At 71.5% G+C, this 17,002-nt stretch carries 16 protein-coding genes and 1 pseudogene; 6 read left to right on the top strand and 11 right to left on the bottom strand.

Annotated elements, in window-relative coordinates; genetic code table 11:
- Window positions 1–28: 28 nt before the first annotated feature.
- From ACFZBB_RS26625 to ACFZBB_RS26615, 3 genes are read left to right on the top strand one after another with little or no spacing between them, the layout of a single operon-like run.
- The gene (locus tag ACFZBB_RS26625) at window positions 29–553 is read left to right on the top strand and encodes a PadR family transcriptional regulator (protein ID WP_355347919.1); all 525 of its coding nucleotides are present in this window, start codon (window positions 29–31) and stop codon (window positions 551–553) included.
- Window positions 550–1,251 (top strand): ATP-binding cassette domain-containing protein, encoded by a 702-nt coding sequence (locus tag ACFZBB_RS26620; RefSeq protein WP_391127189.1) that lies wholly within the window; start codon window positions 550–552, stop codon window positions 1,249–1,251. Before ACFZBB_RS26625 ends, ACFZBB_RS26620 begins: the two co-directional genes overlap by 4 nt.
- On the top strand, window positions 1,248–3,662 hold the full coding sequence (locus ACFZBB_RS26615) for an FtsX-like permease family protein (protein WP_391127186.1): 2,415 nt from the start codon (window positions 1,248–1,250) through the stop codon (window positions 3,660–3,662). Before ACFZBB_RS26620 ends, ACFZBB_RS26615 begins: the two co-directional genes overlap by 4 nt.
- Before the next feature lie 89 nt (window positions 3,663–3,751).
- Here ACFZBB_RS26615 and ACFZBB_RS26610 read toward each other — a convergent pair whose 3' ends face one another.
- The 4 genes from ACFZBB_RS26610 to ACFZBB_RS26595 form a co-directional block, all read right to left on the bottom strand.
- A complete protein-coding gene (locus tag ACFZBB_RS26610) occupies window positions 3,752–5,362 on the bottom strand; it encodes an AI-2E family transporter (protein WP_391127183.1) in 1,611 nt (536 codons plus the stop codon).
- A 192-nt stretch (window positions 5,363–5,554) separates the two neighbouring features.
- Complete coding sequence (locus tag ACFZBB_RS26605; RefSeq protein ID WP_391127181.1) at window positions 5,555–6,259, bottom strand: transglycosylase SLT domain-containing protein; 705 nt, start codon at window positions 6,257–6,259, stop codon at window positions 5,555–5,557.
- Window positions 6,260–6,698: 439 nt separating this feature from the next.
- The gene (locus ACFZBB_RS26600) at window positions 6,699–8,018 is read right to left on the bottom strand and encodes a PhoH family protein (protein WP_391127178.1); all 1,320 of its coding nucleotides are present in this window, start codon (window positions 8,016–8,018) and stop codon (window positions 6,699–6,701) included.
- A 311-nt stretch (window positions 8,019–8,329) separates the two neighbouring features.
- On the bottom strand, window positions 8,330–9,091 hold the full coding sequence (locus ACFZBB_RS26595) for an isoprenyl transferase (RefSeq protein ID WP_355347900.1): 762 nt from the start codon (window positions 9,089–9,091) through the stop codon (window positions 8,330–8,332).
- 112 nt (window positions 9,092–9,203) lie between these two features.
- On the opposite strand from ACFZBB_RS26595, the gene mgrA reads away from it, so the two are divergent.
- Window positions 9,204–10,247, top strand: a complete 1,044-nt coding sequence (mgrA, locus tag ACFZBB_RS26590; RefSeq protein WP_391127174.1) for an L-glyceraldehyde 3-phosphate reductase — start codon at window positions 9,204–9,206, stop codon at window positions 10,245–10,247.
- Window positions 10,248–10,684: 437 nt separating this feature from the next.
- On the opposite strand, the gene ACFZBB_RS26585 is transcribed toward mgrA, so the two are convergent.
- Window positions 10,685–11,422, bottom strand: a complete 738-nt coding sequence (locus ACFZBB_RS26585; RefSeq protein WP_391127171.1) for a prepilin peptidase — start codon at window positions 11,420–11,422, stop codon at window positions 10,685–10,687.
- Between the two features lie 88 nt (window positions 11,423–11,510).
- Here ACFZBB_RS26585 and ACFZBB_RS26580 point away from each other — a divergent pair, with 88 nt between their 5' ends.
- Window positions 11,511–11,882, top strand: coding sequence for a DUF192 domain-containing protein (locus tag ACFZBB_RS26580; RefSeq protein ID WP_391127168.1), 372 nt, complete (start codon window positions 11,511–11,513; stop codon window positions 11,880–11,882).
- Window positions 11,883–11,925: 43 nt separating this feature from the next.
- Here ACFZBB_RS26580 and ACFZBB_RS26575 read toward each other — a convergent pair whose 3' ends face one another.
- Entirely contained in the window at window positions 11,926–12,441 is a 516-nt protein-coding gene (locus ACFZBB_RS26575; RefSeq protein ID WP_391127166.1) for a hypothetical protein, read from the bottom strand.
- Between the two features lie 50 nt (window positions 12,442–12,491).
- Between ACFZBB_RS26575 and ACFZBB_RS26570 the strand changes: the two genes are divergently transcribed.
- Window positions 12,492–13,253, top strand: a complete 762-nt coding sequence (locus ACFZBB_RS26570; protein ID WP_391127163.1) for a GNAT family N-acetyltransferase — start codon at window positions 12,492–12,494, stop codon at window positions 13,251–13,253.
- Between the two features lie 217 nt (window positions 13,254–13,470).
- Here the strand turns inward: ACFZBB_RS26570 and ACFZBB_RS26565 are convergent, their stop codons facing one another.
- The 5 genes and pseudogenes from ACFZBB_RS26565 to ACFZBB_RS26545 form a co-directional block, all read right to left on the bottom strand.
- Window positions 13,471–14,166: an OmpA family protein gene (locus ACFZBB_RS26565; protein WP_391049167.1), complete on the bottom strand. Its 696-nt coding sequence runs from the start codon at window positions 14,164–14,166 to the stop codon at window positions 13,471–13,473.
- A 5-nt stretch (window positions 14,167–14,171) separates the two neighbouring features.
- Window positions 14,172–14,759: a hypothetical protein gene (locus ACFZBB_RS26560; protein ID WP_391127160.1), complete on the bottom strand. Its 588-nt coding sequence runs from the start codon at window positions 14,757–14,759 to the stop codon at window positions 14,172–14,174.
- Window positions 14,760–14,790: 31 nt separating this feature from the next.
- Window positions 14,791–15,354 (bottom strand): annotated as a pseudogene (locus tag ACFZBB_RS26555) (pilus assembly protein TadG-related protein); the annotation flags it as partial.
- Window positions 15,355–15,386: 32 nt separating this feature from the next.
- Entirely contained in the window at window positions 15,387–15,647 is a 261-nt protein-coding gene (locus ACFZBB_RS26550; protein WP_391127157.1) for a Flp family type IVb pilin, read from the bottom strand.
- A 436-nt stretch (window positions 15,648–16,083) separates the two neighbouring features.
- Window positions 16,084–16,986, bottom strand: coding sequence for a DUF5936 domain-containing protein (locus ACFZBB_RS26545; RefSeq protein WP_391127154.1), 903 nt, complete (start codon window positions 16,984–16,986; stop codon window positions 16,084–16,086).
- Window positions 16,987–17,002: the final 16 nt, after the last annotated feature.

Here is a 17,002-nt window from a genome sequence, read left to right as displayed (position 1 = left end):
TGTATACCCGTGGTGTACAGTGCTCGGCATGTCAATTGGGCACACCCTGCTCGGACTCCTGGAGTCCGGCCCGCGCCACGGCTACGACCTCAAGCGCGCATTCGACGAACGGTTCGGACACGACCGCCCGCTGGCCTATGGGCAGGTCTACTCGACGATGGCCAGGCTGCTGAAGAACGGCCTGGTCGAGGTGGACGGCATAGAGCCGGGCGGCGGCCCCGAACGCAAGCGGTACGCGATCACCGAAGCGGGGATCACGGACGTCGAGACGTGGCTGACGCAGCCGGAGAAGCCGGAGCCGTACCTCCAGACCACGCTGTACACGAAGGTCGTGCTGGCGCTGCTGACCGGCCGCCCGGCCGCCGACCTGCTCGACACCCAGCGCGCCGAGCACCTGCGGCTCATGCGCGACCTCACCCGGCGCAAGTCGGCGGGCGACCTGGCGGACCAGCTCATCTGCGACCACGCCCTGTTCCATCTGGAAGCGGATCTGCGGTGGCTGGAGCTGACCGCCGCCCGTCTCGACCAGCTCGCCGCGGAGGTGGCCAAATGAACGCGTCGACCGAGCCCCGACCCGAGCCGCTGCTGGTGGCCGCGGGACTGCGCAAGGCGTACGGCCCGACCCCGGCGCTGGACGGCGCCGACTTCAGCATCAGGCCCGGCGAGGTCGTCGCGGTCATGGGCCCCTCGGGGTCGGGCAAGTCGACCCTGCTGCACTGCCTGGCCGGCATCGTGAAGGCCGACTCCGGCGAAGTGCGCTACCGGGGACGCGACCTGACAGCCATGTCGGACGGCGAGCGCAGCGCGCTGCGCCGCGCCGACTTCGGCTTCGTCTTCCAGTTCGGCCAGCTCGTACCCGAGCTGACCTGCCTGGAGAACGTGGCGATGCCGATGCGGCTCGGCGGCGCCAAGCGCAGGCCGGCCGAGCAGCAGGCGGCGCAGTGGCTGGAGCGCCTGGAGGTCGCCGACATCGCCGACAAGCGGCCCGGCGAGGTCTCCGGCGGCCAGGGCCAGCGCGTCGCGGTGGCGCGCGCTTTGGCCGGCGGCCCACGGGTCGTCTTCGCCGACGAGCCGACCGGCGCGCTGGACTCGCTCAACGGCGAGCGGGTGATGCGGCTGCTGACCGACGCCGCGCACGACACCCGCGCCGCCGTCGTCCTGGTCACCCACGAAGCACGGGTGGCCGCCTACTCCGACCGGGAGATCGTCGTGCGGGACGGGAAGTCGCGCGACATGGAGCGGGTGTCATGAGCGGCCGCGAATCTCACGGCACCGAGGCACCGGAACAGCCGGCCGGCGTGCGGACCTGGGCGCGCGACCTCGCGCTCGGCGCGCGTTTCGCGGCGGGCGGCGGACGCGAGGGCTGGACCCGTACGGTGCTGACCGCAGTCGGCGTCGGGCTCGGCGTGGCGCTGCTGCTGCTCGCCGCCGCCGTACCGGCCATGCTGAACACGCGGGAGCAGAAGCGGGTGGCCCGCGACACCTCCTCCGCCACGTACATCGCCAAGCCGTCCGACCGCTCGCTCCTGGTGGCCGACGTCAGGACCGTCTACCGGGACACGCAGATCAGCGGCTCGCTGCTCCAGGCCGAGGGGGCCAAGGCACCCTCGCCGCCCGGCGTCGCCCGTCTGCCGGGCGCCGGGGAGATGGTGGTCTCCCCCGCGCTGCGCAAGCTGCTGAACTCCACGCCGCTGCTGCGCGAGCGCATCCCGTACAAGATCACCGGCACCGTCGGGGAAGCCGGGCTGATGGGCCCGAGCGAACTGCTGTACTACGCGGGCAGCGATCAGCTCACCGCCCGTGACGAGAGCTACGGGCACGGCAACGCCGCTCGGGTCACCTCGTACGGTTACCACTCCCCCTCCGAGGCGATGAGCCCGGTGCTGAGCCTGCTGCTGGTCGTCATGCTGGTGGTGCTGCTGCTGCCGGTCGCGGTCTTCGTCGGCGCGGCGGTACGGCTGGGCGGCGAGCGGCGGGACCGGCGGCTGGCGGCGATGCGGCTGGTCGGCGCGGACATCCGGATGACCCGCAGAATCGCCGCGGGGGAAGCCCTGTTGGGGTCGCTGTTCGGGCTGGTGCTGGGCGCGGTGTTCTTCTTCACCGGTCGGCAGCTGGCCTCGCACTTCACGATCCGCGACATCAGCGCCTTCCCCGCCGACATGACGCCGAACGCGGCGCTCACCACGCTGATCGTGCTGGCGGTCCCGGTGGCGGCCGTCGCCGTGACCCTGGTCAGCCTGCGCGGCACGGCGATCGAACCGCTCGGCGTGGTCCGCCAGGGGCTCGGCCGGCGCCGCACCCTGTGGTGGCGGCTGCTGGTACCGCTGGTCGGAATCGGCCTGCTGGTACCGCTGTTCGGTTCGGTCAACGGCAGCGACGCGCATGTCAACGAGTACCAGACCGCGGCGGGCGCGGTGCTGCTGCTGTTCGGTGTCACCACGGTGCTGCCCTGGGTCGTGGAGGCCGTCGTCGGGCGGCTGCGCGGCGGGCCGGTCGCCTGGCAACTGGCCACCCGCAGGCTCCAGTTGAACAGCAGCGGGTCGGCGCGGATGGTCAGCGGCGTCACGGTCGCGGTCGCCGGGGCCATCGCGCTCCAGATGCTCTTCGCGGGCGTCAACGACACCTTTGTGCACTCCACGGGCGCCGACCTGTCCCGTATCCAGGCCACCGTCAGCGCGCCGACCGCCGACGCGCGGCAGGCGGCCGACTACACCGCGAAGGTCCGGGCGACGCCCGGCGTGGCGCGGGCGTACGGCTTCATCGACACGCGGGCCACGCAGCCGGACGCCAGCAAGCTCGGCCCCGACGCCGACACCGCCTACATCCCGCTGCTGGTCGCCGACTGCGACACGCTGCGGCAGATGGCCGACATCGGCTCCTGCGGGGCGGGCAGCGTCTACATCGTGCCCAACAACGAGCAGTGGGGCGCGTCGTCCAACGCGGACCTGGCCAAGTACGCCAAGCCCGGCAAGCGCCTCGACCTCAACACCGGCGCCCTGCCGTACACCGGCGCTCCGCGGCTGTGGACGATCCCGTCCGACGCCCGTTCGGTCACGGCGCGGACCGACCCGCGCGGTCAGACCAACTGGGGCGTCCTGCTGACCCCCGAGGCCGTCGACCAGTCGAAGCTGGCCGATCCCACGGTCGTCGTCATGGTCAACCTCGACTCGGACAAGCGGGACGCGGTGGAGTACCTGCGCAACACCGGGGCCGCGCTCGGCCCGACGGTCACGGTCTCGGCGGTGAGCGGCAGCACCACGCAGACGCAGTACGGCCAGTTGCGGCGCGGCCTGTTCGTGGGCGCGGCGGTCACCATGGCGCTGATCGGCGCCAGCCTGCTGGTCACGATGCTGGAGCAGCTCCGCGACCGCAAGAAGCTGCTCGCCGTCCTGGTCGCCTTCGGCACCCGGCGCACCGCCCTGGCCTGGTCGGTGCTGTGGCAGACGACCATTCCGATGGCGCTCGGCCTGGTCCTCGCCTGTGTCGGCGGGCTCGGGCTCGGCGCCGCGCTCCTGGCGATGGTCGGCCGCGCGTTCCACGTCGACTGGGCGATCGTCGCCCAGATGTCGGCGATCGGCGCGTCCGTCGTCCTGGCCGTCACCCTCCTCAGCCTGCCGCCGCTGTGGCGGCTGATGCGGCCGGACGGTCTGCGGACCGAATAGGCCGAAGGCCGAACGACGCGACCGCCCCCGCGTCCGGAGGGGGACGCGGGGGCGGTCGGACGCGGGGCGCGGGACGCGGGGGGCGCGGGTTAGGCGGACGCGCCCTCGTGGGTGTGGTCGTCCTCGTGGGAGGGGTCTCGGTCGTCCGGGCCGGGACCGTTCGGGCCGGAGCCCTCCGGACCGGAGCCCCCAGAACCGGAGCCCTCGGGGCCGGGGCCGTCCGGTGTCGGGCCGCCCGAGGCCGGGGCCTCCGGGTCCGCCGGAGGCTGACGGGTGGTGACCGGGGCGATCTCGTAGGCCGTCGCGCCGTGCGGACCGGCGGCGGCCGCCGCCCGCTCCTTGGCATGTGCCCTGAGGTAGCCGACCACCGTGTTGCCGACCGCGACCAGCGGCACGGCGACGACGGCGCCGCCGATGCCCGCGATCATCGAACCGGCGGCGACGGACAGGACGACGGCCAGCGGGTGGACGCGGACGGCGCGGCCGAGGATGAAGGGCTGGAGGATGTGCCCCTCGATCTGCTGGACGGCGAGCACGACGACCAGCACCATCAGCGCGGTGAACGGCCCCTGGGTGACCAGGGCCACGACGACCGCGATGAAGCCGGAGGCGACGGCGCCGACCAGCGGCACGAAGGACGACAGGAAGATGACCACGGCCAGCGGCACGGCCATCGGCACGCCGAGGAAGAAGATGCCGACGCCGATGAAGATGGCGTCGATGAGGGCGACTATCACCGTGCCGCGCACGTACAGGGTGAGGGTGCGCCAGGCGCGCGGACCGGCGCCGGCCAGCCCGTCCCTGGCCGCGTCGGGGAACAGCTTGAGGAACCAGTTCCAGATGTTCGGTCCGTCGTAGAGCAGGAACAGCGTGCTGAACATCGCCAGCAGTATGCCGGTGAGCAGTTCGACGATGACGGTGACGCCCTGGAGCCCGGCGTCGGTCAGCGCCTTGGTGTTGGAGCCGATCGCTTCCTGGAGGTTCTTGGCGACCTGGTTGATCTGGTCGTCGGTGACGTGGAAGGGGCTGTTGAGCAGCCACTTCTTCACCTCGTTGACGCCGTCCTGGAGGCTGGTCGACAGATTGCTGATGTTGTCCATCACCTGCCAGACCACGAACCAGCCGACCAGGCCCATGATGACGAAGCCGCCGACGAAGACCATGGCCGTCGCCAGCCCGCGCGGCACACCGCGCCGCTTGAGGCGGGCGACGAAGGGCTGGAGCAGCGCGGTGATCAGCAGGCCGGCGGTGAAGGCCAGCACCACGAGCTGTACGGCGCCGATCACCCGCATCAGCACCCAGACGGTGCCCGCGAGCACCAGCAGCCGCCAGCCGACCTCGGCGCCGACGCGCATGCTCCACGGCACGGCCGACACCGGATCGGGCTGCGGCGCGCGCGGCGCGGGCACGACGACGACGGGCGGGGGCGCGACGGCCCCGCCTCCCGCACCGGCGGCGGCCTTCGCCGTACGCTTCCCGCCGCCCGGCTCGGAGGCCGCGTCGAGCGTGTCGGCCTCCCGGTCCGTACCGGCGGAGGGGTCGCTGGCGGGAGCGGCGTCCGAGGAGTCGCGGGACGGGTCCTCGATCGCGGCGCCGACGCCGCGGCTCGCGTTCACCGCAGCCTGGCGTTCGTCGATCCGTCCGGCGATATTGGCCAGCCCGGAGGCCAGTACGGCGCTCCAGTGGCGCTTGTCCGGCATTGCTCTCCCCTGACCCCGTCGACCATCTGTGGAACTGCTGAGAATGACGATGTTATTCGCGAGGAGGGTTGCCTCCCACATCCTCCCCGCGCCTACCCCGTTCCGGGACACGCACAAGCCCCCGGCCCTGAGGGCTCGGGGGCTTGCGGAGAGATACCGCGCACTGCCGCCTGACGGCTGGGCGCCGTCGGCTCAGTAGTAGTTGTGACTCTGCCAGAACGACCAGGCGCCACAGGGGCTGCCGTACCGGCTGTTCATGTAGTTGAGGCCCCACTTTATCTGCGTGGCCGGATTGGTCCGCCAGTCCGAGGCGACCGAGGCCATCTTCGAACCGGGGTTGGACTGGACCAGGCCGTACGCCCCGGAGGAGGGGTTGGTCGCCGTGTAGTTCCAGCCGCTCTCGCGGGAGACGATGTTGGAGAAGCACGCGAACTGGTCGCCGCCGACGATGGTCTGCGCCATCGCCTTGACCTGCGCCACCGTGTACGAGGCCTTGACGGGGAACGTGGCACGTGAGTCGCCACCGCCCCGGCTGGCGGCCTCTTCGAGCTTGCGCTGCTTCTCCTTGGCAGCCGCCTCGTCCGCCGCCTTCTTCTTGGCGGCGGCGTCCTTGGCCGCTTGGACGCGGGCGGTCTGCTCAGCGGACTGCCGGGCCGTGGCATCGGCGGCGTCCGACTGCGCCTGCACCTGCTCGGTCAGCGAAGCCTGCTGAATCTGCTGCCCAGCGGGAATGTCCGCAAGGAGGGTCGTCGTGCCGGCTGCTTCGACAGGCTCGGAAGAGCCCTGGTCGGCGCCCGACGCGACGCCTACGACGGCGCCCACAGTGGTGACCGCAGTGGCCGAAGCCACCGCGAGTCCCCGGACCGAGATCCGGCTCACACGGTTTCCTTCCAGCATCGCCCGATGGGTGACCTCACGGACGAAATCGTGCCCCTGGCACGGTCCCCTTCCTGCCGGTCCGCCAATACGGGCCGGTCGGTCACGGGGGCACTGGCCCGGTGCGAACTCCCGGAGGAGTCCCGCGTGGTGCTCGGGCGGCTCATGGCGGTCGATGTGGATTTGTGTGGAGCTGCTCTTTCCTACGCCCCTGAAGGTGTAGGAGTGCCATAAGCGGGGCCTGACAGCCTCACACCCTGCCGTACGCGGACGCCGCGCGGCAATTTCCGGTTGAGTGGCAAAGCTCACACGCTGCGGAGGAGGGTAAATCCGAGCGGCGGACCCCGTAAAACGCTAGGATGCTGCGCCCTTCACGCCGGGCGCAGCAGCCTCAACTCACGCTATCACTCAGTAAATCCGGACACTTCAGGCCCCCCGCCATTCGGGGGCCGTGCCCCGGTCAGGCCCCGCCGTCCTCCAGCATCTCGGTGACGAGAGCGGCGATCGGCGACCGCTCGGAGCGGTTGAGGGTGATGTGGGCGAACAGCGGATGGCCCTTCAGCTTCTCCACCACCGCCACGACTCCGTCGTAACGGCCCACCCGGAGGTTGTCGCGCTGCGCCACGTCGTGGGTGAGGACCACCCGCGATCCGGCGCCGATCCGCGACAGGACGGTCAGCAGGACGTTCCGCTCCAGCGACTGGGCCTCGTCGACGATCACGAAGGCGTCGTGCAGCGAACGGCCCCTGATGTGGGTCAGCGGCAGCACTTCCAGCATGCCGCGTGCCACGACCTCCTCGATGACCTCCTTGGACGTCACGGCCGACAGTGTGTCGAAGACGGCCTGAGCCCAGGGGCTCATCTTCTCCGCCTCGCTGCCGGGCAGATAGCCCAGCTCCTGGCCGCCGACCGCGTACAGCGGCCGGAAGACCATCACCTTGCGGTGCTGACGGCGCTCCAGGACGGCTTCGAGGCCCGCGCACAGGGCCAGCGCGGACTTGCCGGTACCCGCGCGCCCGCCCATCGACACGATGCCGACGTCGGGGTCGAGCAGCAGATCGAGCGCGATCCGCTGTTCCGCGCTGCGGCCGTGGATGCCGAACGCCTCGCGGTCGCCGCGCACCAGCCGCACCCGGCCGTCCTCGGTGACCCGGCCCAGCGCCTTGCCGCGCTCGGACTGGAGCACCAGGCCGGTGTGCACCGGCAGCTCGGCCGCTTCGGGCAGCGCGACGGACTCCTCCGCGAAGAGGGTGTCCACCTCGTCCGCCCCGACCAGCAGTTCCTCCATTCCCGTCCAGCCCGAGGTGATCGCCAGCTCGGCCCGGTACTCCTCGGCCAGCAGGCCGACCGAGGACGCCTTCACCCGCAGCGGCAGATCCTTGGAGACGACGGTGACGTCGTACCCCTCGGCCTGCAGATTGCGGGCGACCGCCAGAATGCGCGAGTCGTTGTCACCGAGCCGGAATCCGGCGGGGAGCACCCCGGGATCCGAGTGGTTGAGCTCGACACGCAGCGTGCCACCGACGTCACCGATCGGAATCGGTGCGTCCAGACGGCCGTAGCGGATCCGGAACTCATCCAGCAGCCGCAACGCCTGGCGGGCGAAGTAGCCGAGTTCCGGGTGGTGGCGCTTGGCTTCCAACTCCGTCACCACGACGACCGGCAGCACAACCTCGTGCTCGTCGAAGCGGGCGATGGCATTGGGGTCTGCGAGCAGCACGCTGGTGTCGAGTACGTACGTGCGCCGGTCGTTGTCACGGCGATTCTTGCTGGTCACCACGTGTGGACGAACCCCCTCGGGAGAGGTCGAACTGCGGTACCGGCAACCATGGGCCGGATGCCGGTCTCCCAGTGATATGCCCTGGAAAACCGTTGCCCATGCGAATGCATATGACAGTCATCCGACGGTCATCGCCCGGTCACCGACCGCTCACCGGCCATTACGCGGGAGAAACCGGCCTCCGGACGCCGTCGTCGAGCCCTCGCGGCACCGGATTCAGGCCGCCCCGGCGCCCCCCGTACGGCCCACGCCGTGCCCGGCGCGGCAGAGGCTCCACGGGGCTTGCGTACCGGCGCGCCGGTACGGAGTCGTCAGGTGCCGTAGCGCCGGTGCCTGGCCGCGTAGTCGCGCAGCGCCCGCAGGAAGTCCACCTTGCGGAAGGCGGGCCAGAAGACCTCGCAGAAGTAGTACTCCGAGTGGGCGCTCTGCCAGAGCATGAAGCCGGACAGCCGCTGCTCCCCCGAGGTGCGGATCACCAGATCCGGGTCGGGCTGGCCGCGCGTGTAGAGGTGCTCCGAGATGTGCTCGACGTCCAGGATCTCGGCCAGGTCCTCAATGGTGGTGCCGCGCCCCGCGTGCTCGTGCAGCAGCGACCGCACGGCGTCGGCGATCTCCTGCCGGCCGCCGTAGCCCACCGCCACGTTCACCAGCAGGCCGCCGAGCGCGTGCGTCTCCTGCTCGGCCTCCTTGAGCACCGACTGGGTGTGCGCGGGCAGCAGGTCCATCGTGCCCACGTGGTGCACGCGCCAGCGGCCGGTCGCGGCCAGTTCGCGCACCGCGTCCTCGATGATGCCCAGCAGCGGCACCAACTGGTCGGCGGGCCGGTCCAGATTGTCGGTGGACAGCAGCCACAGCGTGACCACCTCGACACCGGTCTCCTCGCACCAGCCGAGCATTTCGGAGATCTTGTCGGCCCCGGCCCTGTGCCCCTGCTCGGGACTGCCGCCGGACGCCTTGGCCCAGCGCCGGTTGCCGTCCAGGATCACGCCGATGTGCTTGGGGCCCTGCGCCACGTCCAGCCGGCGTTCCACCCTGCGGGAGTACAGCCCGTACACCAGATCGCGCAGATTCATCGCACACCAGCCCCTCCTGGGCCTGTCGCCCGGCGGCCACACTACTGCGCGCAAGGGCTCGCGGACGAACCGGGGAGGCGGGGCCGACACCCCCGCGTGATAAGCAGAGACCGTGAATATTCGTTCCCTTTACCGCGCCTCCGACGAGCGCTACGACTCGATGGAGTACCGCAGGACCGGCCGCAGCGGCCTCAAGCTCCCCGCCGTCTCACTGGGTCTGTGGCACAACTTCGGCGACGACCGCACCCTGGACTCCCAGCGCGCCATCCTGCGCCGCGCGTTCGACCTCGGCGTCACGCACTTCGACCTCGCCAACAGCTACGGCCCGCCGTACGGCGCCGCCGAGGCCAACTTCGGCACCCTCTTCGCCCAGGACTTCCGCCCCTACCGCGACGAACTGGTCATCTCCACCAAGGCGGGCTACGACATGTGGCCGGGACCGTACGGGGAATGGGGCTCGCGCAAGTACCTGCTGTCCTCCCTCGACCAGTCCCTGTCCCGCATGGGCCTCGACTACGTCGACATCTTCTACTCCCACCGCTTCGACCCCGACACGCCCCTCGAAGAGACGATGGGCGCGCTGGCGACCGCCGTCCAGCAGGGCAAGGCGCTCTACGTCGGCATCTCCTCGTACGGTCCCGACCGTACGCGCGAGGCCGCCCGCATCCTGCGCGAGCTGGGGGTGCCCGCGCTGATCCACCAGCCCTCGTACTCCATGATCAACCGGTGGATCGAGGACGAGGGTCTGCTGGACGTCCTGGAGGAGGAGGGCATGGGCTGCATCGGCTTCGTGCCGCTCGCCCAGGGGCTGCTGACCGACCGCTACCTCGGCGGCATCCCCGAGGGGTCGCGGGCCGCCCAGGGCAAGTCCCTCAACCCCGGCCTCGTCAACGACGAGACCATCGGCCGGCTGCGCGCCCTCAACGACATCGCCGCCGCGCGCGGCCAGTCGCTCGCCCAGCTCGCCCTGTCCTGGGTCCTGCGCGACCCCCGCGTCACCTCCGCCCTCATCGGCGCCTCCTCCGTCGCCCAGCTCGAGGCCAACGTCGCCGCCGTCGGCGCCGCCCCCCTCACCGCCGACGAGCTCTCCTCCATCGACGCGCACGCCGTGGAGCCGGAGGGGGTCAACCTCTGGTCGGTCAGCAGCGAGGCCTAGCCTGCGGCTCGCTTCCGCCCAAAGGGGGTGCCCCCTTTCGCTCCTCGCCGGGCGGAGGGGGGCACCCCTTTTTCGGGGCACGGGCCCCGGGCCCGCGGCTGCGTTGCTGGGGGGCTCGGCCCCTGGGCCCGTGGGTGCGCCGGGCATTGCTTTTCGGGTACGACCCGTAGGCCTGCGGCTGCGCCGGGCGGTACGCCGCGTTTTCAGGGGCGCGGGGAACTGCGCGGCCGGCCACGGCGATGGCTGCGCGTCACCACCGGACCCGGAGGAGCAGTTCGGTGGTCTCCCGACCACCGGGCCGGTGGGGACTGGGCACGCAGTTCCCCGCGCCCCAAAAAAGCCTGGCCTTGCGGAGGGCGGACGCACAGGGGCCGCCGCCCCTGGGGGCACCCTCTTGCGGAGGGCGGGCGTACAGGGGCGCGGAGCCCTGAGGGGGCTCAGGGGGTGAGCAGGAGGGCGGTGAGGGTGCCGAGGAGCATGAAGGGGCCGAACGGCAGTGGGGTCTTGCGGGTGGCGCGCCGAGTGGCGATGAGGGCGAAGCCGATGAGGGCACCGAGGGCGAAGCCGAGAAACGTGCCGGTGAAGACGGTGGGCCAGCCGTACCAGCCGAGGGCGAGCCCGAGGGTGGGGGCGAGTTTGACGTCGCCGAAGCCCATGCCGGCGGGGTTGATGAGGAAGAGGAGCAGGTAGACGAAGCCGACGGAGAGGGCGCCGAACAGGGCGCGCGGCCAGGAGCCCCGGTGATCGGGGAGCAGGGCGGCGAGACCGAGCAGCGCGGCGGTGCCGAAGAAGGCGGGGAAGGTGAGGACGTCCGGGAGCCGGAAGACCTTGAGGTCGACGCGGCCGAGGACGAGGCCGAGGGGCACCAGCAGGAGCCAGACGACGAGTTCGGGGTGGGCGCCCACCCTGACGGCCAGTCCGGCGCAGGCGAGCGCGCACGCGAGGGCGAGGACGACGGCGGGCCCGTAGGAGCCGTAGGAGCCGCGCTCGGGGCAGCGCGGGCAGCGCGCCGGTCCGAGCCAGCCGCGTATGCCCTCGGGCAGCGGGTGGCCCTCGGGGCAGTGCGCCGCCCACGGCTCACCTGAGGGGACGGCCAACCGGTAGGCGGCGCGCGGCAGCGGCAGACCGCTGACGATTCCCCACACGGCGGCGGCCACGATCGGATAGACATGCACCGGGCCGACCGTACACGGCCGCCGCGGACCCGTACCGGGGCACGTACCACGTCACCTACCGCCTGATCGAGCACCCCGGGGAGTGGCCATGCGCCGACGTTGGCGAGACGGTGACGGCACGCTGCGCACGCCCGACGCCGAGGTGCCGCTGCGGGTCGCTGCGTCGTACCGGGCGCGGACCCGCGGGCTGCTCGGCCTGGACGGGATCGAGGGCGCCCTGCTGCTGACCCCGGCGTCCAGCGTGCACACCGTACGGATGCGGTTTCCGATCGACGTCGCCTATCTGGACCGCCGGCTGCGCGTCCTGGCCGTCCGTACGATGCCGCCCGGCCGCGTCGGCCGCCCCCGGCTGCTGGCCCGGCACGTCCTGGAGGCGGAGGCCGGCGCGCTGGCGCGGTGGGGGGTGCGCAAGGGGGTGCGGCTGGAGGCGGACGTGGGTGGCGGGCCGGACACGGCCTAGCTGTATTGATCACCCGCGTCAACAACCCTGCGAGTCAATACACCTAGCGGTTCGGGTCGGTGGCGAATTCGATGCTGTTGATGATCTGGCGCAGCAGCATCGGGTCGGCCGCGCCGTCGGCCGCCCAGGCGCGGACGGTGACCGGGTGGCCCTCGTAGTCGTGCAGGCGGACCTCGACGCGGGCGGCGGGGCGGCCGTCGGGGGCGGCCTGGACGTAGCTGAGGACCTGGCCGGGCTGGCCGTCGAAGTCCAGCGACTCCTTGCGGGCGGTGGCGAGGGCGGTGGCCGTCGCCTTGTCGGGGGGACCGCCGGCGCCCGGATTGGCGCTGACGGCGACCTCGGCGTCCGTACGGCCGTCAGGGCCGCGCAGCACCGCCCCGCCGCGCACGTCCTCCCAGGTCTTGGGGACCGCGACCGCCAGCGGGTCGGCCCGCAGATAGCGCCAGCCGTCCGGGGCTCCGGTGCCGACCGAGCAGGCGGAGAGGGTGGCCAGGACCAGGCAGGTCAGGACGGCGCCGGTGAGCGAATACCGGCGGCTTTTCGCCGTTTTGTTCCGCATGCGGGCAATCTACGATGCGGCGGCCCGCATCTCCTTGATAGGCATGCGGAATGCCCGCGACCTCTTCCACCCATTCCACCCACGAGATCGGCCGCCTCCGCGACCTGCCCACCGACGACTCGCTGTGCCGCTGGGCGGCGCAGGACCTGAGCGCGGGCCGGGCCTTCGTCCGCGGCGCGGCGGTCGCGGTGGCGGCGCCGAATCTGTCGCTGCTCGACCGGCTCGCGGTCACCGGCCCCGCGGACGACGCCGTCCCGCTCGTACGCGAGGTGCTGCGCGAGGTCGGCCCGAGCTATCGGCCGCTCGGCGACCGGGAGTTGATCGATACGGTCGTGCGCGCGGTGCCCTCGCTGCGGCCGGTGGCCGGTTTCGGCTGGATGGACCGTACGGGGCCGCCGGTCGGGCCGGTCCCCTCGGGCGACGGTTCCGCACGGTGGCTTCCGGACAGCGCCGCCCCGGAGGTGGGCGCCCTGCTGGACACCGCCTTCCCCGCCTCGTACGCCTATCCCGGCCGCCCCGGCGCGCGGGACCGGTGGGCCGGGGCCCGCGTGGACGGGCGCCTGGCCGCGGTCGCCGCGCTCACCTGGTGCGCGCCGACGGTCGGGTACGTGGCGGGGGTCGCGACCGCCGCGGCGGCGCGCGGCCGGGGGCTGGCCCGCGAGGTCTGCGCGCTCGTCGTCGCGGAGGCGCTGGCCGTTCACGGCACCGCCGCCCTGATCGTCGACGACTCCAATGCCCCGGCGTTGCGGCTCTACCGCGGCCTGGGGCTGGCCTATCGGCCGCTGCGGGCGGCGGGGGCGGAGGCGGGCTGAGGGGGCGTTCACGGGGGCCCTGCGGGGGCACATGAAGGCCGCGCGGGGGCGGGGCGGTGCGGATTGCGGTACCGGGCGCGGGGCAGGCGCGAGTGCGGTGCCAGGTGCGGGTGCGGGTGCGGGAAAAGAAAAACGGGCCGGTTCGCAGGGGGGGAGAGCGAACCGGCCCGAGGGGGGGGAGTTACACCGTACCGCGTCAGAGCGACCGCTCAGCACGTTACGCGGCAGGTGGCGTGAAAGTGATCTCGACGCGGCGATTCTGACTGCGTCCGGTTTCGGATGAATTGTCGGCAATCGGGTAGTCCTCGCCGTACCCACGGACCTGAAACGTGTGGGATGGGTCACCGGCGCTGCCCATTTCCGTTGCCAGGACTTGGTAAACGGCGTCGGCGCGTTGCTTCGAGAGCACCATGCCGTGCTCGGAACTGCCGAGATTGTCCGTGAACCCGAACACCCGGATGGGTGACGTCACATGGCGTGCGGTGATGTCGTCCGCGATGGCCTGGATCCGCGAGGTCGCCGTGGGCGACAGCACGGCGCTGTCCTTCTTGAACAGCACCTCCGACTGGAGCGCGTAGGTGACCGTCGAGTTCGACGTCTCCTGCCGCTGCTCCGGCTGGCTCGCCTTCGTCGACGACTCGTCCGTCACGGACACGATGTCCAGCACCTTCGCCGGCGCCAGCGTCGAGCCCTCCGGCAGCCTGAGTCCGGGCGACGTCGGGTCGATCCGCACGGGGGCCGTCGGCGTGCTGTCACCGGCCGTCGGCGGCGGATTCGTGTCGGCCACGGCCGCGGTCCCCCCGGCCACCGTCCCGGCGGCCAGCACGAGCACGATCACCACACCCGCGGACAGGGCGGCCCGCTGCCCTCCGGCGCGGGATGCCGCCCCGGGCGGCGACGCGTTGCGCTTCATCGTCCTCACCCCTCCGAGATCGTGATCTTCGCGGGCGGCATCGTCGGCAGCTCGAACGACACTTGGGTGGTGGCTTCCGGCGGGGCGGGGAACTGGGCGAAGAACGGACGGGATTCCTTGGGCTGGACACTCAACAGCTTCATCGTGCACAGGCACTTGCCGTCCGTGTCGCGCAGTACGTAATAGCGCTTCTTTCCGGCTTCGTCGACGAGGACCGCGCCCGCGACGGACGCGCCGGACGAGGACAGCGCGGTCTCGTTGCCGACCCAGTTGTCCGCGTTGAAGATGTTCGTGCCGTTGTTGGTGACAACCCCCTGGACGGTGACGAATCCGCCGGAGTCCCGCACGGCCGAGTTGATGGTGACCTCGATGTCCCTCTCGCCCTTGATCTGGGCGAGGATCTGGGTCGCGGTGGCGCTCGGTGCGGCGGTGTCACCGCCGCTCGATCCAGCGTTCTTCGACGCGCTCGCGGAGGTGGACGGCTTGTTGTCCGCCTTGTCACCGCCGCCGCCTCCGCCACCGCAACCCGCCAGCGTGATGGCGGCACCGGCGGCGAGCGCCACCGCAATCGTCGCCCTGCGCCCGTATCGCATCGTTCCCCGTTCCCTCATCGCTCGGCCGCCGTCACTTGCTCAAGTGGACGGTGTAGAAGGTCGACAGGTCCAGCACGAAGCCGCCCGCCGTCGGATCGACCGTCACATGGTCGCCGTTGCAGATGAATCCGATCGCGTTGCCGTCCTTGTCGCCAAGTCCGCAGCGCGGTTCGACCACCGCGGTGGCGGTGGCCTTGGCGTGCTTGGTCTCGGTGCCGTCGACCACCGAGGTGCCGACCGTGCCCAGGGTCGTGACGGAGACGGTGTATCCGAGCGGTACGCCGGAGGCCCGGCCGCAGCCGTCCGGAGCGTCCACGGCGGCGTCGTTCTGCCCGGCGTACGAGGACGCGGCAGCGCACGCCTCCGCGTCGTGCCACCCCAAATTCGCCAGCAGTTTGCCCAGTTGGACGAGGTCGCCCGAGGTCAGTGCGGCGAGGAAGTCGGCGGACGCGGCATCACGGTCCGCGCGAGCGGCGGCCAGCGCCGCCGAATCCGCCGCGGTCTGGGCGGAGTTGCGGACGACCGCGGCCTGGCCGACCGCGAAGTACGCGAAGGCCAGGAAGAACAGCGCGGCCATGGACACGATGTAGATGCCGAGGGTCTGACCGCGGTCATCCCCGAACCGGCCTACTTGCCGTTTCCGGCGGTGATCTTGTCGATCATCGAGTTGATGCCGTCCTTGATCTTCGTGCCGATGTCCGTCGTCCCCGCCAGCACTCCGATGATCACCGCGATCACTACCGCGATCCCGAGATACTCGAACGACGTCTGACCCCTGTCGGCCGACCCGTCCGCCGACCGGTCGGCGATCCGGGCCGCGAGTCTGTCCGTGCGGTCGCGCAGCCAGATCTCGGCGTCCGTGTAGCGCCGGACTACCCACCTGTTCATCATCGTTCGCCCCATTCTTCGTCACCTGACGGATGCGTGCGACGGCCGCGTTCCACCTGTCGGGGTAGATGTCCACGGCGCACCGCCTCTCGCTGGTCGTGTTGCCGTCCGCAGCGGATCGGTTCTGATTGCAGGTGCAAATATGGTTGCGAATGCAAAGGTACACCCGAACCTCGGACATCCGCAGCCCGTTCTGCGCCAATTGGCGCTTACAGCATGCCGGTTGATCACACTGTGTGGCCAGCGGATCACGGTAATCGCCAGGTCATCAACCGCTCATCTCCGGTCATCGGCCGCCATCTCCGCTCATCGTCACCGGTCACGCGCCCGCCATCTCCGGCGGCCACGCCCGTCATCCGCCCGGTCGTCCGCACCGACACCCGACCCGTCACCCGCCCCGACCCCCGACCCGACGTACGAACCGTCGCCCGCCCCGTCATCCGCCGCTGCCGAAGGTGTCGCCGAACTGGATGTGGGAGCCCATGATCGTGCCGGTGATCAGCAGGATCATGGTCGCCGGGACGAGGATGGTGGTGATGACGCCGGTGGCGCGCGGGACCATGCGGGCGGCGCGGCGGCGGGCGTTCTGGGCCTCGGTGCGGCGCATGTCGTTGGCGATCTGGAGGAGGGTGCGGGCGATCGGGGCGCCCAGTTCCTCGCCCTGCTGGAGGGCGGTGACGAACTGGCCGACCTGGTCGCTGCGGTTGCGCCTGCGGAGCTGGTCGAAGGCGTCGCGGCGGCTGACGCCGACGTCCATCTGGCGCAGGGCGACCCGGATCTCGTCCGACCAGGGGCCCTGGTACACGGCGTTGACGCGCTCCAGGGCCTGGCGGAAGCCGAGGCCCGCGCTGACGACGACGGCGAGGACGTCGAGGAAGTCGGGGAGGGTGCGTTCGATGTCGTCGCGGCGGCGGCGGACGGCCAGCCAGATGCCGAGGTCGGCCCACCACCAGGCGTACGCGGCGAGCAACAGGGCCAGGATCCAGTGCCCTTGGACGAGCAGCAGCAGGGCCGCGAAGCCGCCGAGGCCGCCGTAGACGGCGCGGCGGGCGGCGTAGCGCTCGACGGTGAGGCCGTGCGGGTGGCCCGCGTGGTCGATCCGGGCGCGCATTTTGGCGATCCGGGCCGGGCCCATCATCCGCATCACCATCGGCGCCCAGCGGATGCCGATCCGGTCGATGGCGTTGCCGGTACGGGTCGTCCGGGTCCTGCCGACTTCGAGGGCGAGGGCCAGGTCGTCGGGGAGCTTCACGTCGGCGCGCAGGAGTCCGACGGCATGGACGACGCCGACGACGCCCGCGGCGACGACCGCCGCCAGGACGAGGCCGATCAGGAGCATCGGGAATTCCCTCCGG

The organism is Streptomyces sp. NPDC008139 (genome assembly GCF_042957025.1).
GTDB lineage: Bacteria > Actinomycetota > Actinomycetes > Streptomycetales > Streptomycetaceae > Actinacidiphila.
The sequence above is the reverse complement of the archived record's forward strand: the minus strand, read 5'-3'. Positions and strand labels throughout refer to the sequence as shown.